A 26,329-nucleotide genomic window follows, 5' to 3' on the forward strand; every position below is an offset into this window, starting at 1 on the left:
AGAGACCGGTTTCATCCGCCGGACACTTCCCCTGTAGCGCGTTGACGACTATCTTGTGCGAGCCTTGCGGTTCCATCTATCCACTTTAAGCAGTACGAAGCGCACCAAAAGAGTGCGTAAGGTCGCCCCATGACAGGTTCCAACGCCCTCCAGGTCCAAGCCTTCAACACCGCCGATGTCGCCGAGCAAATCCGCGCCACGCCGGGCTGGGTGCAGCAATACCAGCAGATGTCGCCGGGGCATTTCGCAGGCCTGGTGCGCTACCTGGATCTGCAGGGCGTGGAGATATACGAAGAGTCGATGAACACCCGGGTCGAGCAGAATTTCAGCGCGCCCCAGGGCTCGTTGTCGTTCTGTTTCGATCGCGGTGACAACGCGCTGTACGTGTTGAATGGCGAGAGCCGCAACATCTGGATCACCCCGGAGAACTACCAGGAAATCGCCGTGGTGTTCGGGCCGGAGTTTGTACAACGTCATAGTCTGGACATCGCCCGGCTCGAAGGGCTGTTCATGGCACCGCTCAACTCTCAGCAGAACGCGCTGTTCTGCCGTTGGCTCAGCGGGACCTTGACGCGGTTGTCGCAGACCTTCGATCCGCCGAGCCGCGAAGCGCTGACCCAGCAATTGCTGGAAGACTGTCTGTTCATCCTCGACAACGCCTGTGTCGGCCTCGACCAGGGGTCCTTGCAGCGTCGGGCCGGCGAGCGGTCGATCATGAAGCGGGTAGGGGAATGGGCGGCGGACACCCCGGAAGAACACCTCAACCTGCTGGAGTTGTCCCAGGTTGCCGGGGTTTCACTGCGCCAGTTGCAGCATGCGTTCAAGACCTACACCGGCATGTCGCCGACCCAATGGCTGCGCCTGCGCCGACTCAACAGCGCCCGCCGCGAATTGCTCGGTCGCACGCCCACGCAAACCACCGTGGCCGAGGTGGCGATGCATTGGTCGTTCTGGCATCTGGGGCGGTTTTCCAGCAGCTACCGCGCATTGTTCAACGAGCTGCCGAGTGACACCCTCAAGCGGGCGAGTACCACTCAGGCAAGCGGTCGCAGCCGACGTTAGAACGTCGGTGGCGTAATCACCCAGATCACCACCGCATCGACATCGCCAGGGTTGCCATAGCGGTGCGGTTCCTGGCTGGAAAAGCTGAAGCTGTCGCCTTCATTGAGCTGGAAATGGCGATCGCCGACCCACAATTCGAAACTCCCCGAGAGCAAGTAGCCGGCTTCTTCACCGTCGTGGCTGTAGCTTTGCTGGCTGTAGGTGCCGGGCGGGAAGCGCGAGTGGAGCATTTCCAGTTGGCGGTTGGCTTGCGGGGTCAGCAACTGGTCGACGATGCCGTCTTCGTAATGCACGTTCAGGCGGCTGTTCTTGCGCACCACGACGCCATCGTCTTCGGGCGCGGTGACCGCTTCACTGGCGAAGAACCACTGGATGGTGACGCCGAGGCTGCGGGCAATGTTGAACAGCGCCGGAATCGACGGGTAAGCAAGGTTGCGTTCCAGCTGGCTGATGTAGCCGGCGGTGAGTTCGCTCTGTTGCGCCAGTTCCGCCAGGGTCATGCCCCGGCGCTTGCGCAGGCCGCGAATGCGCGTGCCGAGAAAATGCGGTTCGGCGTTGCCAGGGGCGGGCGGGGTCTTGCTGTTGTTGCTCATGGAAAGTTCCGAACCGGGGGCTGAGCCAAAGACCACAATCCCTGTGGGAGCGGGCTTGTTCGCGAATGCGGTTATTCATTCAACATAAATGGCGACTGATCCACCGCATTCGCGAGCAAGCCCGCTCCCACAGGTTGGTGTTAGCCGTTAAAGCCCCGGAGTATAAACAGCCTTAAAGCTCCCACGCGACTTTCAGGCCTTCATAAATCGCTTCTTCGGCGGTACGCGGCGCCAGGCAGTCGCCGATGCGGCGAAACTCCACCAACCCTTGCAGCTCGGCACCCAGGGTATCCACCGGTTGGTGGCCCTGGCACAGCACCAGCGTATCAATGTTCTCCATCAGCATCGGTTCGCCACTGGCGGTGTGTTGCAGGTACACCGTGTTGTCATCGCAGCCATACAGCCGCGCGTACGGCGTGATCGGTACACCCAGTTTATGCAGCTCGCCGGCCAGTTGATCGCGCACGTACAGCGGCAGGTTTTCCCCGCAATGAGTGCCGTTGACCGCCAGTTGCACCTGATGCCCGGCGCGTACCAGGCGCTCGGCGATGCCAGGGCCGATCCAGTCGCAGCGCCAGTCGACCACCACCACCGAGCGGCCGATCTTTACCTCGTCGCGCAACACCTGCCAGGCGTCCACCACCTGCAACTCACCGCCACGTTCGAAGGTTGGCCAGTAGGGCTCGGCACCGGTGGCGACGATCACCATGTCCGGTTTTTCCTGCTCCACCAGCGCCCGGTCGACCCGTGTGTTGCGCACCACGCGTACCCCGGCCAGCTGCATTTCCCGCTGCAGGTTGGTGCTCGCGCCGCCAAACTCACTGCGTCGTGGCAGCAACTGCGCGAGCAACACCTGGCCGCCCAGTTGTGAACCGGCCTCGTACAAGGTCACGTCATGTCCGCGCTGGGCGGCGACAGCGGCGGCTTTCATCCCGGCCGGGCCGCCGCCGGCGATCATGATGCGTTTGCGATTTATCGCTTGTCGGCGTTCAGCAAAAATCAGCTCGCGACCGGTTTCCGGGTGCTGGATGCAGGAAATCGGCAAGCCCTTGTGGAAGTGCCCGATGCACGCCTGATTACAGGCAATGCACGCGCGCACGTCTTCGACGCGGCCGGTGTCGGTCTTGTTGGGCATCTGCGGATCGCAGATCAGCGCCCGGGTCATGCCGCAGACGTCGGCCTGGCCGCGAGCCAGAATCAGCTCGGCTTCCTGGGGCTGGTTGATGCGCCCGGTGACGAACAGCGGAATGTTCAAGCCGGCCTTGAACGTCCCGGCTTCCTTGGCCAGGTACGCCGCTTCGATCGCCATCGGCGGCACGATATGCACCGCGCCACCCAGCGACGCCGAAGTACCGGCGACGATGTGCACGTAATCGAGCTGCGTTTGCAACGACTGCACGGCGGCCAGGGATTCGTCTTCGGTCAGGCCTTCGGGATCGCGTTCGTCGGCGGAAATGCGCAGGCCAATGATGAACTGCTCGTCGGTCGCCTCGCGTACGGCTTTGATGACTTCGCGCAGGAAACGCAAACGCTGATCCAACTCGCCGTTGTAACCATCGGTGCGCCGGTTGACCCGCGGATTGATGAATTGCGCCGGCAGGTAACCATGGCTGGCAACCACCTCGACGCCATCGATCCCGGCCTGATGCAGGCGGCGGGCGGCAGCGGCGTAACCGGCGACGATCTCGTCGATCATGGCCTGGTCCAGCGCGCGGGGCATCACCCGGAAACGTTCATTGGGCACTGACGAGGCCGAATAGGCCACTGCCAGCAGGCCATCGCTGGACTCCATGATCTCCCGACCCGGATGGAACACCTGGGACAACACCACGGTGCCGTGGGCATGGCAGGTTTGCGCCAGCTTGCGGTAGCCCTCGATGCACGCATCGTCGGTGGCCATCAGCACATGGGAGGTGTAGCGCGCACTGTCGTGCACACCGGCCACTTGCAGCACGATGAGCCCGGCACCGCCTTCGGCACGTGCCCGGTGGTAGGCGATCAATTGCTCGTTGACCAGATTGTCGGTGGGCATCGAGGTGTCGTGACCGCTGGACATGATGCGGTTTTTCAGGCGCTTGCCACGGATTTCCAGGGGTTCGAACAGGTGCGCGAAGGCAGGTGTCGAGGTCGGCATGGTGCGGGTACTCCAGGCAGCAGGTTTTGTTCGTTGTTATTATTGGTCTATAGAAATTTACCTTCAGTAAAAAATCAACTTGTTTTTTTACTGTGGCGTGGAGTAATTTCATTTCGAGCCCGCTCCCGGGCCGTACCTCACAACAATAAAAAGGGCTGCGCCGGCCTCTGTCCGGGCGGCACCTGCAAGAGGAACCACTGATGAAATCGCACACGCTCAAGCACGGTTTTTATCCCTTGGTGTTGTCTGTGGCCATGGGCCTGGGCAGCGCCCAGGCAGCATCGGACATGGTGGTGGTCGGATACGGCGGAGCCGGACAAAAAGCCCAGGACGTGGCGTTCTTTCAACCCTTCGCCGCCGTGGATCAAAGCAAGGTGATCCAGAGTGAATACAACGGCGAGATGGCGAAAATCAAAGTGATGGTCGACACCGGCAACGTCGACTGGGACGTGGTGCAGATCGAAGGCCCGGACCTGATGCGCGGCTGCGAGGAAGGCATGTACGAGCGCCTGGACTGGACCCGCCTGGGCCACGCTGACCAGTTGATCCCCGAGGCTGCACAGGAATGCGGTTCCGCTGCGCTGGTGTGGAGCGTGGCGATTGCCTACGACACCGACAAACTGGCCCAGGCCCCGACCTCGTGGGCAGACTTCTGGGACGTGAAGAAAACCCCTGGCAAGCGCGGGCTGCGCAAACGCGCGGTGTACAACCTGGAATTCGCCTTGCTCGCGGACGGCGTGAAAACCGAAGACGTCTACAAAGTACTCGGCACCCCGCAAGGCGTGGACCGGGCATTCGCCAAGCTCACTGAACTCAAGCTTTACATCCAGTGGTGGGAAGCCGGCGCGCAACCGCCGCAGTGGCTGACCGCCGGCGACGTGGTGATGACCTCGACCTACAGCGGACGCATCGCCGACGCCGCGCAGAAAGGCAGTCACCTCGGCCTGGTCTGGCCCGGCAGCCTGTACGGCATGGACTACTGGGCGATCATCAAAGGCTCCAGGCATGTGGATCAGGCCAAGCGCTTTATCGCCTTCGCCAACCAGCCGGACGCCCAGGTCAACTACGTACAGCAGATTCCCTACGGCCCGACCAACATCCAGGCCGCCGCACGGCTGGACGACAAACTGGCGCAATGGGTGCCCACGGCGCCGCAGAACCTCAAGGGCGCGCTGTCGATGAACGTTGGTTTCTGGGTCGATCATGGCGAAGAACTCGAAGAGCGCTTCAACGCCTGGGCGAGCAAATAAACACGCACGGCTGGACGTGTCCAAGCGTCCTGCCTTACTGTCTGCCCCAGCCGATCAGCCTGGAGAACCACAACCATGAACAACATCGCCAGCCACCTGGCCCCTGAACGCAGCGCTACCGAACAGCGCCTGCGTGAGGAACTGGCGGCCTGCTACCGTTTGATTGCGCACTTTCGCATGACCGATCTGATCTTCACCCACATCTCGATGCGCATTCCGGGGCCGGAGCATCACTTTCTGATCAACCCCTACGGGCTGATGTTCGATGAGATCACTGCGTCGAATCTGGTCAAGATCGACCTCGATGGCCACGCCGTGGAGCCGTCGCCGTACCCGGTGAATCCGGCCGGTTTCGTGATCCACAGCGCGATCCATGGTGCCCGTGAAGATGCGCAGTGCGTGTTGCACACCCACACCAAGTCCGGTTGCGCAGTGGCGGCGTTGAAGTGCGGACTGTTGCCGGTGAACCAGATTTCCATGGAGTTCTATGGCCGGGTCGCCTACCACGATTACGAAGGCGTGGCGCTGGACCTGAGCGAGCAACAACGCTTGGTGGCGGACTTGGGCGACAAGTCGGTGCTGATGCTGCGCAACCATGGTTTGCTGACGGTGGGCGAGACGGTGAGCCAGGCGTTCCTGCGCATGTATTACCTGGAAAAGGCCTGTGAAATCCAGTTGGCCGCGCAAGCTGCCGGTGAAATTGTTCTGCCGTCCCACGAGGTCTGCGCGCATACCGAACGGCAGTTCAATGATCCGGGGCGACCGTTGGATGACGGTGAATTGAGCGATCCGGATGCGATGCAACTGGCCTGGGCGGCATTGTTGCGGATGCTGGATCGCGTGGCGCCGGGTTATCGCGACTGATCGAGGTTTTCGGTTGCTCTGGCTTGCCTCATCGCTGGCAAGCCAGCTCCCACAGTGATTTCGGTTGCCAGCAGATTTCGCGTACGCCCGTTAAACCTGTGGGAGCGGGCTTGCTCGCGAAGGGTGCGCCACGGTCTATCAGACTGGCAAGTGACTGGAGACTTCCCCCACTCTTGCTGTACAGTCGTTCAGCCCGCCGCCAACCCGCGCAGGCCTAAACGATTGAACCAAGGAGCGTGTCGCCCATGAATCAGGAAGCCCGTTTTTCCCGCATGGAACCGGAGTTGCGTAAAGCCAACCTGATCGAGGCGACACTGGTGTGCCTCAAGCGTCACGGCTTCCAGGGCGCGTCGATCCGCAAGATTTCCGCCGAGGCCGGGGTCTCGGTGGGGCTGATCAGCCATCACTATTCGGGCAAGGATGAACTGGTGGCCGAGGCCTACATGGCGATCACCGGGCGGGTCATGACCCTGTTGCGCGACGCCATGGAACAGGCCGCGCCGAATGCCCGGGAGCGTTTGTCGGCGTTTTTCCGCGGATCGTTTTCCGCCGAACTGCTCGATCCGCAACTGATCGATGCCTGGCTGGCGTTCTGGGGCGCGGTGAAAACCGCCGAGGCGATCAACAAGGCCCACGATCATTCCTACGGCGAGTATCGCGCCATCCTGCGCAAGGTGTTGGCTGAACTGGCCCAGGAGGAGGGTTGGGAAAACTTCGACGCCGACCTCGCCGCCATCAGCCTCAGCGCCTTGCTCGATGGCTTGTGGCTGGAGTCCGGGCTGAACCCCGGCACCTTCACCCCGGAGCAGGGCATCCAGATTTGCGAGGCCTGGGTCGACGGTTTGCAGGCCGGCGGACGCCAGCGTTTTTGCGTGCAGACGAGCGACTGTTGATCAGTCGTTCAGCAATCGATACTCTCTGGCGCCGATGCAGGAAAACACTCTAATAAGAAACTGGCCTTCGGGCCTGAGCCGGACACCAAGCGATGACTCCTCGGGTATTGATCGTCGATGACGATCCGCTGATTCGCGATCTGCTGCACGCCTACCTGTCCCAGGAAGGCTACGACGTCCATTGCGCCGCCACGGCGGAGCTGGCGGAAACCTTCCTGGCCAGCCAGAGCGTCGACCTGGTAATGCTCGACATCCGCCTGCCGGGCAAGGACGGTCTGACCCTGACCCGCGAGCTGCGGGTGCGCTCGGAAGTCGGGATCATCCTGATCACCGGGCGCAATGATGAAATCGACCGCATCGTCGGCCTCGAATGCGGCGCCGATGACTACGTGATCAAACCCCTCAATCCAAGGGAGCTGGTGTCCCGGGCGAAAAACCTGATTCGCCGGGTACGTCATGCGCAAACGCCACAGCCTGCCGTCGCAGTGGTCAAACCGGTCAAGCAATTCGCCGACTGGTCGCTGGATACCGACCGCCGTCGCCTGATCGATCAATCCGGCAGTGAAACCCTGCTGACCCACGGCGAATACCAATTGCTCAGTGTGTTCCTGCGCAACAGCGGCCACACCCTCAGCCGCGATCAGTTGATGGACCAGATCCGCAACCGCGAATGGGTGCCCAACGACCGCTCCATCGACGTGCTGGTCGGGCGCCTGCGCCGCAAGTTGCATGACGATCCGGCCGAACCCCAGTTGATCATCACCATTCACGGCGCCGGTTACCTGTTCACCGCCAGCGTGGCGGCCTGAACCCGATGGCGCGATGGCTTTGCCTGCTGGCGATGCTGGTGGCCGGCCATGCCGTTGCGGCGGACAAGGTTCGCTATTGCGATTACCCGGTGTACCCGCCGGTCTCCTGGAGCGACGGCAAGCAGGTGCGCGGCCTGGCGCCGAATGTGGTGAAGAACCTGTTTGGCCAGTTGGGTTACGAGGTCGAGATAGTCGTGCTGGGCAACTGGAAACGCTGCCTGCTGGACGCCGCCGAAGGCCGGGTCGATGTGGTGCTGGCCTACAGCACCGCGCAACGGGAGCAAAGCATGCTGTTCTCGACGGTGCCGGTCTTGCGTGAAGAAGTGGCGTTGTTCATCAACCGCCAGCATCCGGTGAAATTCGAACAACTGGACGACCTGGCCGGCTACCGTGGCGGCCTGTTGTTCGGCGAGAGCTACGGTGTGGAGTTCGATCGCATGGTTGCGCGCAACAACAATATCGAATGGGTTTCCGACAGCCGCCAGAACTTCGGCAAGCTGATTCGCGGGCGTATCGATTTCATCACCCAGGAGCGACGCACCGGCCAGTTGTACGTGGAAAACCTGCCCGGCGGCCAGGACATCGTCGCCTTGCCCAAGGCCTTGAATGTGGATTATCTGCGGGTCGCCGTGTCGCGGCGCTCGCCCTTGGCCACTCGCATGCCCGAGATCAATGCGCAGTTGCAGCGCATGGTCGATGCTGGTGACATCGAGCGCTGGCTCAACGAAAGCGAAGTGACCTACCGCGACATGATCAACCTGCCGGCGGATGCGCAATGATTCGCGCCCGCCCCGGTGGATTGTTGCGGCGCCTGTTGCTGTTCATTCTGTTGTTCAGCCTGTGCTTCACGGTGCTTGCAAGCAGCGTGCAGCTGTACATCGAGTATCGACGGGAAATGCGCGACATCGATTCGCGCATGGAACTGATCCGCGCCGGCTACCTGGCCAGCCTGGAACGCAGCCTCTGGGACTTGAACCAGGAGCAGTTGAACGTGCAGTTGCGCGGGCTGGTGGACTTCTCCGACGTCGCGCGGGTGCACTTGACCAGCGCCGATTTCGACCTGGTACAGGGCAATCCGGACCCTGCGGGACCGCTGCGTATCGTGCGCTTTGCCCTGGACTATCAGCCGCCGTCCGGCCCGTTGCGCCACCTTGGCGAGCTTGAGGTCAGTACCGATCTGGGGGCGGTGTACCAGCGTCTCTACGCCACCGGTTTGACCAGCCTGTTGTGGATGGCGGTGTTCCTCTGTGGTCTGGCGGTTGCCTTGTCGGGGCTGTTTTATCGACTGGTGACCCGGCACCTGAAAGTCATGGCCGAGTTTGCCCGGCGCATCGCCGCCGGTGAATGGCACGAACCCCTGCACCTGGACAAGCGTCGCGGCAGCGACGAAATCGACACCGTGGCCCATGCACTGGACGACATGCGCCGGGCGATCCTGCGAGACATCGAGCGCCGGGAAACCGATCGCCTGGCCTTGCAGGACAACCGTGACGAGCTGCTGAAAATGGTCGAGCGCCGCACCGCCAGCCTGATGCGCGCCAAGGATGAAGCGGAAGCGGCCAATCTCGCCAAGTCGCGGTTCCTGGCGACCATGAGCCACGAACTGCGCACCCCCCTCAACGGCATCCTCGGCATGGCCGAATTGCTGCGCGGCGCGCGCCTGGATGCCCAGGACGGCAAACGCCTGGATGCCTTGCACAAGGCCGGCGAAGGCTTGCTGACGATCCTTAACGAAGTGCTGTATTTCGCCAAGCTGGAGGAGGGCGTCAGCCACCCCGAACCGGTGGATTTCTCGTTGCGCCAGTTGCTCGACGAGGTGCTGACACTGTTGGAACCGCGAGCGCTGAACAACGACACGATCCTCAGTTGCCGTATCGATCAGCGCATTGCCGAGCATCACCACGGCGCCGAGCAGTTCCTGCGTCAGGTACTGAGCAACCTGCTGGCCAATGCGATCAAGTTCACCGAAGGCGGCGAAGTCAGCGTCGAGGTAGCACTTCTCAGCGAAACCGGTGAGCAGACGGGGCAGCGGCTGCGGGTCAGTGTCACGGACGACGGCATCGGCATTGCCCCGGCGATGCAGGCGAAGATTTTCGAGCGTTTCACCCAGGCCAGCGAAGAAGTCGCGCAACGTTTTGGTGGCACCGGGTTGGGCTTGGCGATCTGCAAGCACCTAGTGGAGCAGATGGGCGGCTGCATCGGCGTGGACAGTGAAGAGGGGCGCGGCAGTTGCTTCTGGTTCGAACTGTCCTTGCAGCCGGCCAGCGGCGTGGCTGAGGCCCCGCCGGTGCGGGCGGCGGGGCCGGCACTGAACATCCTGGTGGTCGAAGACGTGGCGCTCAATCGCGAAGTGGTCAAGGGCTTGCTGCTACGGGACGGCCACCGGGTGTGGCTCGCCGAAGATGCGCAACAGGCACTGAAACACTGCGCGGCGCAGGTGTTCGATCTGATGCTGCTGGACGTGCACCTGCCGGGCATCAGCGGTGTCGAGTTATGCCGGCAGATTCGCAACAGCGACGGGCCGAACCGCCATACGCGCATCTTCGCCCTGACCGCCAGCGTGCAGCCGGCACTGGTGCGCGGTTATCTGGAGGCCGGCATGGACGGTGTCCTGGCCAAACCCTTGAAGCTGGAGAACCTGCGCCAGGTGCTGGAAGGGCAGGCGCCTGTGGCCGAGTCGCTGCCGAGCGATGAAACAATGGACTGGCCGCTGTTGCAGACCCATCGCAGCCTGCTCGGTGCGCAAAAGGTCCAGGGCCTGCTGGCGGTACTGCGTGACTCGATCCTGCAGCACCGCGACGCACTGAATGAAGCGATGGCCGCCGACGACTGCACAGAGGTCGCGCAATTGGCTCACCGTCTGGCCGGTAGTTGCGACTCGCTGGGTTTTCGGGCCTTGGCCACAGCGTTAAGGACGCTGGAGACCTTGGCGCTGGCAAACGATGAATCGGCGATCCAGCGCATGGGCCCGGTGCTCGATGAGCAATTGCAGCACTCGCTCGATACCCTCAAAGGCCTGTTGCAGAGCTGACGTACAAGTTTGTTACGACTTTGTACAACTTCGATCTTTACGGTCAACGCGAACTTACATGGCTTTCCAATAATCGACGCAACCGCCGCAGCGCGGTCTTCGAAGCTTATTGGAGATAATAATAATGAATTGCCGTAAAGCTGATCCCTCCCTGCGCCGTGACGTCCTGTCATGCGCTGCGCTCCTCACTGACTGCTGAGGTGCCGACATGAACGAAAACACTGATCGCAGCACCCATCAAAAAGGCATCCAGCTGACCCGCGCCCTCAAGAGCCGGCACATCTTCATGCTGTCCCTGGGCGGCGTCATCGGCACCGGGCTGTTCATGGGCTCCGGCGTGACCATCAATCAGGGCGGCCCGGTGGGGGCGATCCTGGCTTACCTGGTTGCGGGCTTCCTGATGTACCTGGTGATGGTCTGCCTGGGCGAACTGTCGGTGCAGATGCCGGTGTCCGGTTCTTTCCAGACCCACGCCACCAAATACATCGGCCCGGCCACCGGGTTCATGATCGGTTGGGTGTACTGGATGAGCTGGGCCACCACCGTGGGCCTGGAGTTCACCGCCGCCGGCATGCTGATGACCCGTTGGTTCCCGGCGGTGCCGATCTGGTACTGGTCGGCGCTGTTCGTGGTGGTGCTGTTCGGTATCAATGCCATGGCCACCCGCGCCTTTGGTGAAGCCGAATACTGGTTTTCGGGGATCAAGGTTGCGGCGATTCTCGGTTTCATCGTGGTCGGTGTGCTGGTGATCTTCGGCGTGATGCCCCTGAGCAGCGGCGCACCGGCGCCGATGGCGACCAACCTGATCGGCGATTCGTTGTTCCCCAACGGCCTGTCGGCGGTGTTCGCGGTGATGATGACCGTGGTCTACGCGTTCCAGGGGTGCGAGATCATGGGTGTGGCCGCCGGTGAAACCGACCAGCCGGAAAAGAGCATTCCCCGGGCCGTGCGTAACGTGGTGTTCCGCGTGCTGATTTTCTACGTGCTGGCGATCATCGTGCTGTCGGCCATCGTGCCGTGGCAGCAGGCCGGCCTGATGGAAAGCCCGTTCGTGCAGGTGTTCGACATGGTCGGCATTCCCTACGCCGCCGACCTGATGAACTTCGTGATCCTCACCGCGATCCTGTCGGTGGGCAACTCAGGCCTCTATGCCTCGACGCGCATCCTGTGGGCGATGTCGAAAACCGGCATGGCGCCGAAAAGCCTGTCACCATTGAGCAAGCGTGGCGTGCCGTTGCGCGCCTTGAGCATCACCCTGTGCTTCGCGCTGGTGTCGCTGATGACCAGCTTCGTCGCCGCCGACACCTTGTTCATGGTGCTGATGGCGGTGAGCGGCATGTCCGGCACCGTGACCTGGATTGTCATTGCCCTGGCGCAGTACAAGTTCCGCAAGGCGTATCTGCGTGACGGCGGCAAACTCAGCGACCTGAAATACCGCGCACCGTGGTTCCCGGTATTGCCGCTGATGTGCATCACGCTGTGCTGCTCGCTGTTCGTGTTCCTGGCCCTGGATGAAACCCAGCGTCCGTCGCTGTATTGGGGCTTTGGCTTCATTGCGCTGTGCTATGGCGCGTACTTCCTGATCCATCGCAAGCGCCAGGGCGTGCTGGCGCCGAGCTTGCCGACTGTTTAATTCCTTCAATCCAACACATTCCCTGTCAACACATTCCCTGTGGGAGCGAGCTTGCTCGCGATGGCGGCATCAGGTTCAACATCACTGTTGACTGATCCACCGCAATCGCGAGCAAGCTCGCTCCCACAGTGGTTTGTGGCGATCAGTAAATCGACGACCTACCAGCTGTCAGCAGTTGTTCGAAGTTGTAACAGCGGCAACGGCACATCCCTCGAAATATAAATAATATCTAATAAAATCAATGGTTAATTGATCTTGTGAGCTTGTTACAGCCCATTCCCCCACCGATTGCCGCCTTACTGAACACTCGTTTAGTATGGCCTCAAGTCGCATCACCTCAGACCAATCACAATAATTCGAGGATCCCCATGACCACTCAATCGTCGCTGCTCAGCCAGGTAGAAGCAGGCGTTGCCTGGATCACCCTCAATCGCACTGCCCAGCGCAATGCGCTGGACATTCCGACCCTGAAAAACCTGCACGCCTTGCTCGACGGTTTCAACGCCGATCCAGCGGTGCGTGTGGTGGTATTGACGGGCAGTGGCCGCAGCTTCTGCGCTGGTGCCGACCTCGATGAATGGACGGATGCCCAAGCCCGTGGCGCCCTGGAAACCTACGGCTGGACCGAAACCGCCCACGCCCTGATGACCCGCCTGCACAGCCTGGAAAAACCTACCATCGCGGCTATCAACGGCACCGCCGTCGGCGCCGGGATGGACCTGACCCTGTGCTGTGACCTGCGCATCGCCGGGCAATCGGCGCGCTTCAAGGCCGGCTACACCAGCATGGCGTATTCGCCGGATGCCGGCGCCAGTTGGCACTTGCCGCGTTTGATCGGCAGCGAACAGGCCAAGCGCCTGCTGTTCCTCGATGAACTGTGGGGTGCCGACCGTGCCCTCGACGCCGGTCTGGTCGGCGATGTCTGTGCCGACGATCAACTGCTGACGGTCACCAGCGAACTGGCCGCACGCCTGGCCGCCGGGCCGACATTCGCCTTCGCCCAGACCAAAAAACTCATGCGTGAAGGCGCCGATCGCAGCCTGGCGGAACAGCTGCAAGCCGAACTCGCCGCGGGCCTGCTCTGCGGTCGCAGTGAGGACGGCAACGAAGCCTTGCGCGCCGCCATGGAAAAACGCCCGGCACGCTTCATTGGTCGTTGATTCTCCACACTTCTTAAAGCACACGAACAACAGGTAGCAGCATGAATTTCCAACTGACCCAAGAACAAGAAATGTTGGTGGACTCGGTACGCAGCTTCGTCGAGAAGGAACTGCTGCCCTATGAAGAGCAAGTCGACCGTGCCGACGAGGTGTCCCCGGAACTGGCGGCGCAGATTCGCGGCAAGGCGATCGCCGCCGGGTTCTACGCCTTCAACATGCCCGAAGAAGTGGGCGGTGGTGGCCTGGACTACCTGTCCCAGGCGCTGATCGAACGCGAACTGTCCAAGGTGTCCTGGGCGCTGCATGTGTTTGTCGCGCGGCCGTCGAAAATCCTCATGGCCTGCACCGGCGATCAGATCAACGACTACCTGTTGCCGTGCATCCAGGGCGAAAAGATCGACTGTTTCGCCCTGACCGAACCGGGTGCCGGTTCCGACGCCAATGCGATCAAGACCCGCGCCGTGCGTGAAGGCGACGACTTCATTCTCAACGGCAGCAAGCATTTCATCAGCCACGCCGGCCATGCCGATTTCGCCATTGTCTTCGCCGTGACCGACACCTACGAACACAACGGCAAAAAGCGTAACGCCGTGACCTCGTTCCTGGTCGACCGCAACACCCCGGGCATGACCATTCGCCGTGGACCGAAGTGCGTGAGCAACCGTGGCTATCACACCTTCGAAATGTTCTTCGACGACTGCCGCGTACCGGCCAGCAAAGTGCTGGGCGAAGTCGGCAAAGGCTGGGATGTGGCCAACGCCTGGTTGACCGCCGGGCGGGTGATGGTGGCGGCCAACTGCGTCGGTCAGGCCCAGCGCGCACTGGACGTGTCGCTGCAATGGGCGGCGGACCGCAAGCAATTCGGTCAGCCGATCGGCACTTACCAGGGCGTGTCGTTCAAATTGGCCGACATGGCCACACAGATTCGTGCAGCCGAACTGCTGACCCTGCACACCGCCTGGAAAATGGACCAGGGCACCATGACCGATGGCGAGGCCGGCATGGCCAAGCTGTTCGCCAGTGAAGTGCTCGGCCGTACCGCCGATGAAGCGGTGCAGATCTTCGGCGGCATGGGCCTGATGGACGAGGGGCCGGTGGAGCGCATCTGGCGCAACGCGCGCATCGAACGGATCTGGGAAGGCACTTCGGAAATCCAGCGCCACATCATTTCCCGCGAGCTGCTGCGGCCGCTGCTGCGCTGATCGGCCTGGAGAATCCCCATGTCCCAAACCATTCGTGACAACCTCAAACGCATGCTCGCGCCGCAACACGTGGCGTTCGTCGGCGGCCGCAGCATGGCCCGCGCCCTCAAGCGCTGTGCCGAGGGCGGCTACCCAGGGCAGATGTGGCTGGTCAACCCGCAGCACGACAGCCTCGAAGGGGTGCCGTGCGTGCGCAGTGTTTGCGAGCTGCCCTGCGGCCCGGACGCGGTTTTCATCGCCACCAACCGCGAACTGACCTTGACCTGCGTGGCCGAACTGGCCGCCATCGGTGCCGGCGGGGCGATCTGCTACGCCTCCGGCTTCGCCGAGACCGGCGCCGAAGGCCAGGCCCTGCAACAGCAACTGCTCAAGGCCGCGGGCGACATGGCCTTGCTTGGCCCCAACTGCTACGGCCTGCTCGATTACCTGCACAGCTGCGCGCTGTGGCCGGTGGCCCATGGCGGCAAAGCGGTGGAGAAGGGCGTGGCGGTGCTGACCCAGAGCGGCAACTTCGCCTACAACCTGTCCATGAGCGACCGCTCGCTGCCGGTGGCCTACATGGCCTCGGTGGGCAATCAGGCGCAACTGGGCGTGGCCGAATTGATGGACGTGTTGCTCGACGAACCTCGGGTCACCGCCATCGGCCTGCACCTGGAAGGCCTTAAAAACGTGCCGGGTTTTGCCCGCGCCGCACACAAGGCGCTGGAGAAGGGCATCCCGATCATTGCCCTGAAAACCGGCGTGTCGCAGATCGGCGCCGAACTGGCCTTGAGTCACACCAGTTCGCTGTCCGGTTCCGATGCGCTGTATGACGCGCTGTTTGATCGTCTCGGGGTGATCCGCGTCAGTGGCCCGGTGAGTTTTGTCGAAACCCTCAAGGCCGCGGCCTGCGGCAACCTGCCGGCGGGCAACAGCCTGATCGCGCTAGCCTGTTCCGGTGGCGACGCCGGGCTGATTGCCGATTACGCCGAACGCAGCGACCTGAGCCTGCCGAAACTCGATCAAGGGCAGGTCGGCGAACTCGCGCAAGTGCTGCCGACCTACGCCAACCTGGTCAACCCACTGGATTTCACCACGGCGATCTGGGGCGACGGCGAAGCCTTGAACCGCATGCTCGACAGCGCGCTGCGCACCGAAGCCGACGCGGCGATGCTGGTACTCGACTACCCGTCGGAGTTCACCGGCGAGCGCAAGGAATGCGACCTGCTGCTGGAGTTGTACTGCGCGGCACTGCAACGTCACGGCAAGACCGGTTTTGTCACCTCGGCCTTCCCCGAACTGTTGCCGGCCCTTGCTCGCGAGCGTTTGCACGCCCAAGGCGTTGCGGCGTTGCAAGGTGTTGAAGACGGCTTGGCCGCGTGGGGTCGCATCGCCGGTTATCAGCGCAATCGCCAGGCGTTGCTGGCGCTGGGTGAGTCGGCACTGGTTCCGCTGTGCCCCCACGCGCTGGACGCAGAGGGACGCTTGCTCAATGAATGGGATTCCAAGCAGGCGTTGAAAGCCTTTGGCCTGCCAACGCCGAACGGTGTGTTGAGTACCCCGGACAAGGCCCTGAAGGACGCCGAAACCTTGGGCTATCCGCTGGTACTCAAAGCGGTCAGCGCGCAACTGCCACACAAGACCGAGGCCGGCGCCGTGGCGCTGAACCTCAAGGACGGCGCGGCGTTGAGCGCTGCGCTGGAGAAGATGCGCACCAGCATTGCCGCCTACGCCCCGGGCGTACCCTTCGACCAGCTGTTGCTGGAACCGATGGCCAAGCCGCCACTGGCCGAACTGATCGTCGGCATCAAACGCGAAAACGACTTTTGCCTGGCCTTGGTGATTGGCGCGGGCGGCATTCTGGTGGAGTTGCTCAAGGACAGTCGCAGCCTGTTGCTGCCGACCACCGACGGCGCGATCCGCAATGCCTTGCTCAGCCTGCGCAGCGCGCCGTTGCTGCAAGGTTTCCGAGGTCGCGAGGCAGCGGACCTGGACGCCTTGGTGACCGCGATCCGCGCGGTGGCCGACTACGCCTGCGAGAACGCCGCGCACCTGCTGGAACTCGATGTGAACCCATTGTTGGTCGGTGCCCATGGCACGACTGCGGTCGATGCGTTGATTCGCCTCGGCCAGGAGTGAGGACATGAACATGCAAAGCAAAACCTTGACCGGCGGCCAGGCCCTGGTGCGCCTTTTGGCCAACTACGGCGTCGATACCGTGTTCGGCATCCCCGGCGTACACACCCTGGAGCTGTATCGCGGCTTGCCCGGCAGCGGCATTCGCCACGTGCTGACCCGTCATGAGCAGGGCGCCAGCTTCATGGCCGACGGCTACGCCCGGGTCAGCGGCAAACCCGGCGTGTGCTTCGTCATTACCGGCCCCGGCGTGACCAACGCCGCCACTGGCATTGGCCAGGCTTACGCCGATTCGATTCCGATGCTGGTGATTTCCAGCGTCAACCACAGCGCCAGCCTGGGCAAGGGCTGGGGCAGCCTGCACGAGTGCCAGGACCAACGGGCGATGACTGCGCCGATTACCGCGTTCTCAGCGGTGGCGCTGACCGCTGAAGACCTGCCGGAACTGATCGCCCGTGCCTACGCGGTGTTCGACAGCGAGCGTCCGCGCCCGGTGCACATCTCGGTGCCGCTGGACGTGCTGTCGGCGCCGATTGCCCGTGACTGGAGTAATGAGGTTGTGCGTCGCCCGGGTCGCGGTCCAGCATCTGCCACCTCCATCGATCAAGCCGTGGCCAAACTCAAGGCTGCCAAGCGCCCGATGATCATCGCCGGTGGCGGTGCACTGAACGCCGTTTCGCAGCTGCAAGACATCAGCACCCGGCTCGCTGCGCCGCTGTTCACCAGCGTCGCCGGCAAGGGTCTGCTGCCGCCGGACGCGCCGCTCAACGCCGGTTCATCCCTATGCGTGGAACCGGGCTGGAAACTGATCGCCGAGGCCGACGTGGTGCTGGCGGTCGGCACCGAAATGGCCGACACAGACTTCTGGCGCGAACGCCTGCCGCTCAATGGCGAACTGCTGCGGGTCGACATCGACCCGCGCAAATTCAACGACTTCTACCCGTGCGCGGTGGCGTTGCATGGCGATGCACAACAAACCCTCAGTGGTGTGCTTGAGTGCCTGCCATCCGACGTACGCGATGCCAGCGCTGCGATTGCCTCGGTCGCCGCACTGCGTAAAGCGGTCAAGGCCAGCCACGGCCCGTTGCAGTCGATCCATCAATCGATCCTCGACCGCATCGCCGCCGAGCTGCCGGACAACGCCTTCATCAGCACCGACATGACCCAGCTTGCGTATACGGGTAACTACGCCTTCGACAGCCTGGCCATCCGCAGCTGGTTGCACCCGACCGGCTACGGCACCTTGGGTTATGGCCTGCCGGCGGGGATCGGCGCCAAGTTCGGCGCACCGCAGCGGCCGGGCCTGGTGCTGGTGGGCGACGGTGGTTTCCTCTACACAGCCCAGGAACTGGCCACCGCCGTGGAAGAACTGGACAGCCCGCTGGTGGTGCTGCTGTGGAACAACGACGCGTTGGGGCAGATCCGCGACGACATGCTCGGCCTGGATATCGAGCCTATCGGCGTGCTGCCGCGCAACCCGGATTTCGCTGCCCTGGCGCGTGCCTTCGGCTGCACCGTGACTCAGCCGCAAAGCCTCGCCGAGTTGCAGACCGACTTGCGCCAAGGCTTCAAGCGCAACGGTGTGACCCTGATCGAACTCAAGCATGCCTGTGCGCATTGATCTGTATTTCAAGGGGATGAAGCCATGCGCTTTTCCGATCTGACTCAACGAATCGCCGGTGACGGCGCCGCCGCGTGGGATATCCACTACCGCGCCCTGGCAAAGCGCGAGCAGGGCGAAGACATTCTGCTGTTGTCCGTGGGCGACCCGGATTTCGACACCCCACAGCCTATCGTGCAGGGCGCCATCGACAGCCTGCGCAGCGGCAACACTCACTACGCCGAGGTGCGCGGCAAGCGTGCCCTGCGCGAAGCCATTGCCAGGCGTCACCATCAACGCAGCGGCCAGGTCGTTTCGGCGGATCAGGTGACTGTGCTGGCCGGGGCGCAATGTGCGCTGTTCAGTGTGGCCCAATGCGTGCTCAACCCCGGTGACGAAGTGATCGTCGCCGAACCGATGTACGTCACTTACGAAGCGGTGTTCGGGGCCTGCGGCGCCGTGGTGGTGCCGGTGCCGGTGCGCTCGGAAAACGGTTTCCGCGTGCTGCCCGAAGATGTCGCCGCGCGCATCACTGCGCGCACCCGGGCGCTGGCACTGAACAGCCCGCACAACCCGTCCGGCGCGAGTCTGCCCCGCAGCACCTGGGCTGCCTTGGCTGAACTGTGCATCGCCCACGACCTGTGGCTGATTTCCGACGAGGTCTACAGCGAATTGCTGTTTGAAGGCGAACACGTCAGCCCGGCGAGCCTGCCGGGCATGGCCGAGCGCACCGCGACCCTCAACAGCCTGTCGAAATCCCACGCCATGACCGGCTGGCGCGTCGGCTGGGTGGTGGCGCCGCCATCCCTGGCTGCGCACCTGGAAAACCTCGCGCTGTGCATGCTCTACGGCTCGCCGGACTTCATTCAGGACGCCGCCGTGGTGGCCCTGGAAAGCAACCTGCCGGAGCTGGAAGCCATGCGCGAAGCCTATCGCCAGCGTCGCGACCTGGTGTGCGACAGCCTGGCCGATTGCCCCGGGGTGCGGGCGTTGAAACCTGACGGCGGCATGTTCGTGATGCTCGATATCCGCCAGACCGGGCTCAGTGCCCAGGCGTTTGCCGACCGTCTGCTCGATTGCCACGGCGTGTCGGTCCTGGCGGGCGAGGCCTTTGGTCCGAGCGCGGCGGGGCATATTCGCCTCGGTCTGGTGGTCGGTGCCGAACCCCTGCGCGATGCCTGCCAGCGCATTGCCCGTTGTGCTCAAGAATTGATGGAGGCCCAGGTTCATGCTTAATCACAAGACACTGTTTATCGATGGTCGCTGGCAAACCCCGTCGGGGCAGGGCATCGCCGAGGTGATCAACCCGGCCACCGAGGAAGTCTGCGGCAGCGTTCCGCTGGGTGATGAACTCGATGTCGAAAACGCCGTGGCGGCTGCACGACGGGCCTTCGCTTCATGGTCGCGCACGCCGTCCAGCGTGCGTGCGGGTTATATCGGTGCACTGGCCGAACAACTGCGCAATCGTGCCGATGAGATGGCCGCGGTCATCACCACTGAACTGGGCATGCCGGTGCAGTGGTGCCGCTCGGTGCAGGTCGACGGGCCGATCGCTGGCCTTGAACAGTACGTCGAACTGGCTCATCTCATGGACGAGGTGCGCGAAGTCGGCAATTCGCTGGTGATCCGCGAGGCCGTGGGCGTCTGCGCGTTCATCAACCCGTGGAATTACCCGCTGCACCAGTTGATCGGCAAACTCGCTCCGGCCCTGGCCGCCGGTTGCACCGTGGTGGTCAAGCCGAGCCAGGAAACGCCGCTGCATGCCTTCCTGTTGGCGCAAATGATCGAGGATATCGGCCTGCCGGCCGGGGTGTTCAACCTGGTCAGCGGACCGGGCTCGAAAGTCGGCGAAGCGCTGGCCAAACACCCGGACGTGGACATGGTGTCGTTCACCGGCTCCACCGGCGCCGGAGTACGGGTCGCCCAAGCGGCCGCGCCATCGGTCAAGCGCGTGTGCCTGGAACTGGGTGGCAAGTCGCCGCTGCTGATCGCTGAGGATGCGGATCTGGATGCGGCCGTGCGCTACGGCGTGCAGGACGTGATGATCAACTCCGGCCAGACCTGCACCGCGCTGACCCGCATGCTGCTGCCGGCCAGCCGCTATGCCGAAGCCGTGGAAATCGCCCTGCAGGAGACCCTGAGCCTGCGCATGGGCGATCCCCTGGACCCGCAAAGCTTCCTGGGACCTATGTGTTCAACGGGGCAAAAACGCACCGTGCTCGATTACATCAAGGTCGGCCAACAGGAAGGCGCACGGCTGTTGTGCGGCGGTGACGCGCCGTCGGCATTCGAGCGCGGCTTCTATGTCAGCCCGACGCTGTTCGCCGATGTCGACAACCGCATGCGCATCGCCCAGGAAGAGATCTTCGGCCCGGTGCTGTGCCTGATTCCCTACACCGACGAGGCGCAAGCGGTGCAGATCGCCAATGACTCGCCGTTCGGCCTGTCCAGTGGCGTCTGGGCCGGCAGTGCCGAGCGTGCCTTGCACCTGGGCCGGCAGATGCGCGCCGGCCAGTGCTTCCTCAATGGCGCGGCGTTCAATTACCAGGCGCCGTTCGGTGGCTACAAACAATCGGGCAATGGCCGGGAGTGGGGTGAGGAGGGGCTCAACGAGTTCGTCGAAGTGAAGGCGATCCAGGTGTGACGGTTGGCGATTCAAACGTTGTATGCACCGGGCCCTGGCCCGGTGTCTTGCGTGGTTTTGAACCGGTAATTCATTAGCTTTTTGATCAGGGGTAATGCAATGAGCGATAACAAAAACAAGATTACTCAAGCGAACCATGAATTCAGCTTCCCGCGCAGGGACTTCTTGAAGTACAGCGCGGCAGCCGCGGCGGTGGCCGGGGCGTTCTCCATGGGGCTGCCGATTGGTGCATTTGCCGGGGAGGCCACACCAAAACCGGGTGGCGTGTTGCGTCTGGGCCTGGCGGGTGGCAGCACCACGGACTCGAAAGATCCGGGTTCCTGGTCCGACACCTTCACCTTCGTCGGCTTCTCGGCGGTCTATAACACCCTGACCGAAATTGCCGTCGACGGCACCGCCATCCCCGAACTGGCCGAAAGCTGGACCTCGACCCCGGACGCGCGTGTCTGGACTTTCAAGATTCGTCAAGGCGTTACCTTCCACAACGGCAAGACCCTGACCGCCGAGGACGTGGTGGCGTCGATCCAGCATCACCTGGGCGAGAAATCCACCTCGGCGGCCAAGACCGTGCTGGGCGACGTGGCCAAAGTCAGTGCCAATGGCAGCGACAGCGTGGTGTTCGAACTGCACTCGGGCAACGCCGACTTCTCTTATGTGGTTGCCGATTACCACCTGGCGATCATGCCGAGCAAGGACGGCGCAGCGGACTGGCAGGCCGGCGCCGGCACCGGTGGCTATCGCCTCAAGGACTTCGAACCGGGCGTGCGCATGACCCTGGAACGCAGCCCCGATTACTGGAAACCGGGCCGCGCGCACTTCGCCAGCGCCGAGTTGATCGCTATCTCCGACGGCGCGGCACGGATCAATGCGCTGGTCACCGGGCAAGTGGATGTGATCAATAAGGTCGATCTGAAAACCGTCGCACTGCTCAAGCGCAACCCGAACCTGGTCATCGAAGAAACCAAAGGCGCCCAGCACTACACCTTCCCGATGCTCACCGACAGCCAGGTATTCCTGAACAACGACGTGCGCCTGGCGATGAAACACGCGATCAACCGCGAAACCCTGCTGGCCTCGGTGCTGCACGGCTATGGCCTGGTGGGCAACGACCACCCGATCCAGCCCGGCAGTCGCTTCATCAACACTGCGCTGGAACAACGCACCTACGATCCGGACAAATCGCGCTTCTACCTGAAGAAGGCCGGTCTGGATTCGCTCAAGGTGCGCCTGCAAGCCTCCGACGCGGCCTACACCGGCGCCGTTGACGCCTCGGTGCTGTTCAAGGAACAGGCGCGTGCCGCCGGGATCGACATCGACGTGGTGCGCGAGCCGGCCGATGGCTTCTTCTCCAACGTGTGGATGAAGCAACCCTTCACCACCTCGTTCTGGTACAGCAGCCTGACCGCCGACCGCATGTTCAGCATCGGCTACGCCAAGGGTGCGGCCTGGAACGAAACCCACTGGGACAACCCGCGCTTCAATCAACTGCTCAACGCCGCTCGCGGCGAAATGAACGACCCGCTGCGCCGCGAGATGTACAACGAAATGCAGGCGCTGTGCCGGGACGAGGGCGGGGCGATCGTGCCGTTATTCGCCAGTTCTGTGGCGGCTCGTTCCAACCGCGTCGTTCACGGCGGACAGACCGCGCCGTACGGCGAGCTGGACGGCCTGCGGGTGATCGAGCGCTGGTGGCAGGCATAAAGCTGTCATTGCTTTTGTAGTAGCTGGCGAAGCCTGCGTTCGGCGGCGAAGCCGTCGCCATTTCAAAGCACGCGGTGTTTCAGATTAATCGGGCAAGCAGGAATTACGACTGCTTCGCAGCCGGACGCAGGCTTCGCCAGCTGCTACAGGTTGCGCAGCACCGTAAGTCCTGCGAACTCACGCGAGGAACTGTGCGGTGAATAGTATTTTCAAGCTGCTGTTGCAGCGTCTGGCATTGGGGCTGTTATCGCTGTTTGCGGTGTCAGTGATCATTTTTCTAGCGGTCGGCATGCTCCCGGGCGACATCGCCCAGGCCATGCTCGGCCAGTCGGCCACCCCGGAAACCGTGGCGGCCTACCGGGCGCAATTGGGGCTGGATTTGCCGCCGCTCACCCGTTTCGGCCACTGGATCTGGCAGCTGTTACACGGTGACCTTGGCGTATCGCTGGCCAACCAGCGGCCCATCGCCGAACTGGTTGGCTCGCGCCTGGGAAACACCTTCAGCCTCGCCTTGCTGGCGGCCCTGGTCTCGGTGCCGCTGGCATTGTGTTTGGGAATGCTCGCCGCGCTGTACCGCAACAGCTGGTTCGACCGCTTGCTCAACACCTCGGCCCTGAGCGCTGTGTCGTTCCCCGAGTTCTTCGTTGCCTACATCCTGATCCTGGTGTTCGCGGTGAAGCTCAACTGGTTCCCGAGCATTTCCAACCTGGCGCCGGACGCTTCGTTGGGCACGGTACTGGAGCGCTCGGTGTTGCCGGTGGCGACCCTGAGCCTGGTGGTGATCGCGCAGATGATGCGCATGACCCGCGCCTCGTTGATCAACCTGCTGGCCAGTCCGTACATCGAAATGGCCCGGCTCAAGGGCATCAGCCAGTCGCGGATCATCTTCCGCCACGCCTTGCCCAATGCCCTGGCGCCCATTGTCAACGTGGTGGCGTTGAACCTCGCGTACCTGGTGGTTGGCGTGGTGGTGGTCGAAGTGGTGTTTGTCTATCCGGGGCTCGGCCAGTTGCTGGTGGACTCGGTGGCCAAGCGCGACATCCCGGTGGTGCAGGCCTGCAGCCTGATCTTCGCCGCGACCTACATCCTGCTCAACACCAGCGCCGATGTGCTGTCGATTGCCAGCAACCCACGCCTGATGCATCCGAAGGGGTAGACCATGAGCCTGTTAAAACACGTGTGGCGGGCGCCCCTGAGCGCCAGGTTCGGTTTGTTGATGATCCTGCTTTACGTGCTGGTGGCGGTGTTCGCACCGGTACTGGCACCGTTTGGCGAAACCCAGGTGGTGGGCGAGGGCTTTGCGCCGTGGGGCGGGCAGTTCCTGTTGGGCACCGATAACCTGGGGCGCGACATGTTCAGCCGCCTGGTCTATGGCGCGCGCAACACCCTGGGCATTGCCTTCCTCACCACGGTATTGGCGTTTTTGCTCGGCGGCTTGAGCGGCCTGATCGCGGCGATCAAGGGCGGCTGGGTCGATCAGGGTTTGTCGCGGGTGGTGGACATCCTCATGGCCATTCCGCAACTGATCTTCGCCTTGCTGATCCTCAGCGTGGTCGGCACCACGGCAACGTCGCTGGTGTTGGTGATTGCGCTGCTGGATGCGACCCGGGTGTTTCGCCTGTCGCGCGCGGTGGCCATGAACGTGGTGGTGCAGGACTTCGTCGAAGCCGCGCGCCTGCGTGGTGAGGGCCTGTGCTGGCTGGTGACCCGCGAGGTGCTGCCGAACGCGGCGGCACCGCTGATTGCCGAGTTCGGCCTGCGTTTCTGCTTCGTGTTCCTGTTCATCAGTGCCTTGTCGTTCCTCGGCCTGGGCATTCAACCGCCCACCGCCGACTGGGGCAGCATGGTGCGCGACAACGCCGTGCTGATCACCTTCGGCGACATCAGTCCGTTGCTGCCCGCCCTGGCCGTGGCCTTGATCACGGTCAGCGTCAACTTCGTCGTCGACTGGATGCTGCACAAATCCAGCGGCCTCAAGGAATGCTGAACATGACGACCACAAAACCTTTGCTGGAAATCCGCGACCTGCACATCGAAGGTCATTACGAAGACGCCTGGCATCCACTGATCAAGGGCATCGACCTGACCCTGCAACGGGGCGAAGTGCTGGGGCTGATCGGCGAGTCCGGTGCGGGCAAGTCGACCCTCGGCCTGTCGGCCATGGGCTACACCCGCGACGGTTGCCGGATCACCGGCGGCTCGGTGCACTTCGACGGCATCGACTTGCTCAAGGCCACGCCTGAAGCCCTGCGTAAACTGCGTGGGTTGCGCATTGCCTATGTGGCACAGAGTGCGGCGGCTTCGTTCAACCCGGCCCATCGACTGATCGACCAGCACGTCGAAACCGCTGTAAAAAACGGCGGCATGAGCCGCGAACAGGCCATGCGCGAGGCGGTGGAGTTGTACCGGGTGCTGCGTTTGCCCAACCCCGAAACCATCGGCCAGCGCTATCCGCATCAGGTCTCCGGCGGCCAGTTGCAGCGGGTCATGACCGCGATGGCCATGGCTTGTCACCCGGACCTGATCATCTTCGACGAACCGACCACGGCACTGGACGTCACCACCCAGATCGAAGTCCTCGCCGCCATTCGCGACGCCGTGGCGACCTATGGCAGCGCGGCGATCTACATCAGCCACGACCTGGCGGTGGTCGCGCAGATGGCCGACCGCATCATGGTGCTGCGCCACGGCAAACTGGTGGAAGAGGCCGAGACCCGCAAGATGCTCGGCGACCCGCAAGAGGACTACACCAAGTCACTGTGGGCGGTGCGCAGTTTCCGCACCGAGCCCAAGGCCTGCCCGCAACAGGAACAACCGCTGCTGGAGCTGCGCAACAGCTGCGCCAGTTATGGCCGGCAACCGGTGCTGCACGACGTGTCGTTGAAGCTGTATCGCGGCCAGACCCTGGCGGTGATCGGCGAATCCGGTAGCGGCAAGAGCTCCACGGCGCGGCTGATCACCGGATTGCTGCCGCCGACTTACGGCCAGGTGCTGTACGACGGCGAACCCTTGCCGGCGGACTTTCGCCAACGCAGCAAGGAACAACTGCGGCGCATCCAGATGATCTACCAGATCCCCGACACGGCGCTGAACCCGCGTCAGCGCATCGTCGACATCATCGGTCGGCCATTGACGTTTTATCTGGGCCTCAAGGGCAAGGCCATGCGTGCCCGGGTCGCCGAACTGCTGGAGATGATCGAACTCGACCCGGCGACCTTCATGGAGCGCCAGCCCCGGGAGCTGTCGGGCGGGCAGAAACAACGCATCTGCATCGCCAGGGCCCTGGCGGCGGATCCGCAACTGATCATCTGCGATGAAGTGACCTCGGCCCTGGACCAACTGGTGGCCGAAGGCGTACTGAAATTGCTCAACCGCATCCAGCAACAACTGGGTGTCGCCTATCTGTTCATCACTCACGATGTTGCTACTGTGCGGGCGATTGCCGATGAGGTATTGGTGATGCAACGGGGCAGGGTGGTGGACCACGGCTCGCGCAGCCAGATCTTCACCCCGCCGCACCAGGACTACACCGGGCTGCTGTTTTCTTCCGAACCGCAAATGGACCCCGACTGGCTCGACCGCTTGCTGGCCACACGCGCTTGCACACCTTCAACCGATTCGCTGGAACAAGTCTAAGG

Annotated in this window: 20 protein-coding genes; 18 read left to right on the forward strand and 2 right to left on the reverse strand. The window is 62.9% G+C overall.

The genetic code is table 11. The features are described from left to right. Positions 1–129: 129 nt before the first annotated feature. Positions 130–1,062: a helix-turn-helix domain-containing protein gene (locus PMI34_RS07670; RefSeq protein ID WP_008052215.1), complete on the forward strand. Its 933-nt coding sequence runs from the start codon at positions 130–132 to the stop codon at positions 1,060–1,062. Here the strand turns inward: PMI34_RS07670 and PMI34_RS07665 are convergent. Continuing rightward, positions 1,059–1,655: a cupin domain-containing protein gene (locus tag PMI34_RS07665; RefSeq protein WP_008052217.1), complete on the reverse strand. Its 597-nt coding sequence runs from the start codon at positions 1,653–1,655 to the stop codon at positions 1,059–1,061. The two genes, PMI34_RS07670 and PMI34_RS07665, sit on opposite strands and share 4 nt — an antisense overlap. Before the next feature lie 172 nt (positions 1,656–1,827). Further along, complete coding sequence (locus tag PMI34_RS07660; RefSeq protein ID WP_008052219.1) at positions 1,828–3,789, reverse strand: oxidoreductase; 1,962 nt, start codon at positions 3,787–3,789, stop codon at positions 1,828–1,830. A 200-nt stretch (positions 3,790–3,989) separates the two neighbouring features. Here PMI34_RS07660 and PMI34_RS07655 point away from each other — a divergent pair, with 200 nt between their 5' ends. From PMI34_RS07655 to PMI34_RS07575, 17 genes are all read left to right on the forward strand, one after another. Further along, positions 3,990–5,039 (forward strand): ABC transporter substrate-binding protein, encoded by a 1,050-nt coding sequence (locus tag PMI34_RS07655; RefSeq protein ID WP_008052221.1) that lies wholly within the window; start codon positions 3,990–3,992, stop codon positions 5,037–5,039. A 75-nt stretch (positions 5,040–5,114) separates the two neighbouring features. After that, entirely contained in the window at positions 5,115–5,903 is a 789-nt protein-coding gene (locus tag PMI34_RS07650; protein WP_008052222.1) for a class II aldolase/adducin family protein, read from the forward strand. Between the two features lie 245 nt (positions 5,904–6,148). Further along, positions 6,149–6,796 (forward strand): TetR family transcriptional regulator C-terminal domain-containing protein, encoded by a 648-nt coding sequence (locus PMI34_RS07645; protein WP_007974341.1) that lies wholly within the window; start codon positions 6,149–6,151, stop codon positions 6,794–6,796. A 92-nt stretch (positions 6,797–6,888) separates the two neighbouring features. Next, positions 6,889–7,605: a response regulator gene (locus tag PMI34_RS07640; RefSeq protein WP_008052223.1), complete on the forward strand. Its 717-nt coding sequence runs from the start codon at positions 6,889–6,891 to the stop codon at positions 7,603–7,605. A gap of 5 nt (positions 7,606–7,610) precedes the next feature. Next, positions 7,611–8,384, forward strand: coding sequence for a substrate-binding periplasmic protein (locus PMI34_RS07635; RefSeq protein ID WP_008052224.1), 774 nt, complete (start codon positions 7,611–7,613; stop codon positions 8,382–8,384). After that, on the forward strand, positions 8,381–10,636 hold the full coding sequence (locus PMI34_RS07630; protein WP_008052225.1) for a hybrid sensor histidine kinase/response regulator: 2,256 nt from the start codon (positions 8,381–8,383) through the stop codon (positions 10,634–10,636). Before PMI34_RS07635 ends, PMI34_RS07630 begins: the two co-directional genes overlap by 4 nt. 208 nt (positions 10,637–10,844) lie before the next feature. After that, on the forward strand, positions 10,845–12,269 hold the full coding sequence (locus tag PMI34_RS07625) for an amino acid permease (RefSeq protein WP_008052227.1): 1,425 nt from the start codon (positions 10,845–10,847) through the stop codon (positions 12,267–12,269). A 368-nt stretch (positions 12,270–12,637) separates the two neighbouring features. Then, complete coding sequence (locus PMI34_RS07620) at positions 12,638–13,429, forward strand: enoyl-CoA hydratase/isomerase family protein (RefSeq protein WP_008052228.1); 792 nt, start codon at positions 12,638–12,640, stop codon at positions 13,427–13,429. A 41-nt stretch (positions 13,430–13,470) separates the two neighbouring features. Continuing rightward, positions 13,471–14,631: an acyl-CoA dehydrogenase family protein gene (locus PMI34_RS07615; protein WP_007981552.1), complete on the forward strand. Its 1,161-nt coding sequence runs from the start codon at positions 13,471–13,473 to the stop codon at positions 14,629–14,631. An 18-nt stretch (positions 14,632–14,649) separates the two neighbouring features. Beyond that, complete coding sequence (locus tag PMI34_RS07610; protein ID WP_008052229.1) at positions 14,650–16,749, forward strand: acetate--CoA ligase family protein; 2,100 nt, start codon at positions 14,650–14,652, stop codon at positions 16,747–16,749. 10 nt (positions 16,750–16,759) lie between these two features. After that, positions 16,760–18,367 carry a 5-guanidino-2-oxopentanoate decarboxylase gene (locus tag PMI34_RS07605; protein ID WP_032829791.1) on the forward strand — a complete coding sequence of 536 codons (1,608 nt, stop codon included), beginning with the start codon at positions 16,760–16,762 and terminating at the stop codon, positions 18,365–18,367. A gap of 24 nt (positions 18,368–18,391) precedes the next feature. After that, the gene (locus PMI34_RS07600; RefSeq protein WP_008052231.1) at positions 18,392–19,582 is read left to right on the forward strand and encodes a pyridoxal phosphate-dependent aminotransferase; all 1,191 of its coding nucleotides are present in this window, start codon (positions 18,392–18,394) and stop codon (positions 19,580–19,582) included. Continuing rightward, positions 19,575–20,990: an aldehyde dehydrogenase family protein gene (locus PMI34_RS07595; RefSeq protein ID WP_008052234.1), complete on the forward strand. Its 1,416-nt coding sequence runs from the start codon at positions 19,575–19,577 to the stop codon at positions 20,988–20,990. Before PMI34_RS07600 ends, PMI34_RS07595 begins: the two co-directional genes overlap by 8 nt. A gap of 99 nt (positions 20,991–21,089) precedes the next feature. Beyond that, positions 21,090–22,691: an ABC transporter substrate-binding protein gene (locus PMI34_RS07590; RefSeq protein ID WP_008052235.1), complete on the forward strand. Its 1,602-nt coding sequence runs from the start codon at positions 21,090–21,092 to the stop codon at positions 22,689–22,691. A gap of 196 nt (positions 22,692–22,887) precedes the next feature. Next, positions 22,888–23,847 carry an ABC transporter permease gene (locus tag PMI34_RS07585; RefSeq protein WP_008052236.1) on the forward strand — a complete coding sequence of 320 codons (960 nt, stop codon included), beginning with the start codon at positions 22,888–22,890 and terminating at the stop codon, positions 23,845–23,847. Positions 23,848–23,850: 3 nt separating this feature from the next. Beyond that, complete coding sequence (locus tag PMI34_RS07580) at positions 23,851–24,678, forward strand: ABC transporter permease (protein ID WP_008052237.1); 828 nt, start codon at positions 23,851–23,853, stop codon at positions 24,676–24,678. A gap of 2 nt (positions 24,679–24,680) precedes the next feature. Further along, positions 24,681–26,327, forward strand: a complete 1,647-nt coding sequence (locus PMI34_RS07575; protein ID WP_008052238.1) for an ABC transporter ATP-binding protein — start codon at positions 24,681–24,683, stop codon at positions 26,325–26,327. Positions 26,328–26,329: the final 2 nt, after the last annotated feature.

It is taken from the genome of Pseudomonas sp. GM74 (genome assembly GCF_000282455.1).
In the GTDB taxonomy this organism is placed as follows: Bacteria; Pseudomonadota; Gammaproteobacteria; order Pseudomonadales; family Pseudomonadaceae; genus Aquipseudomonas.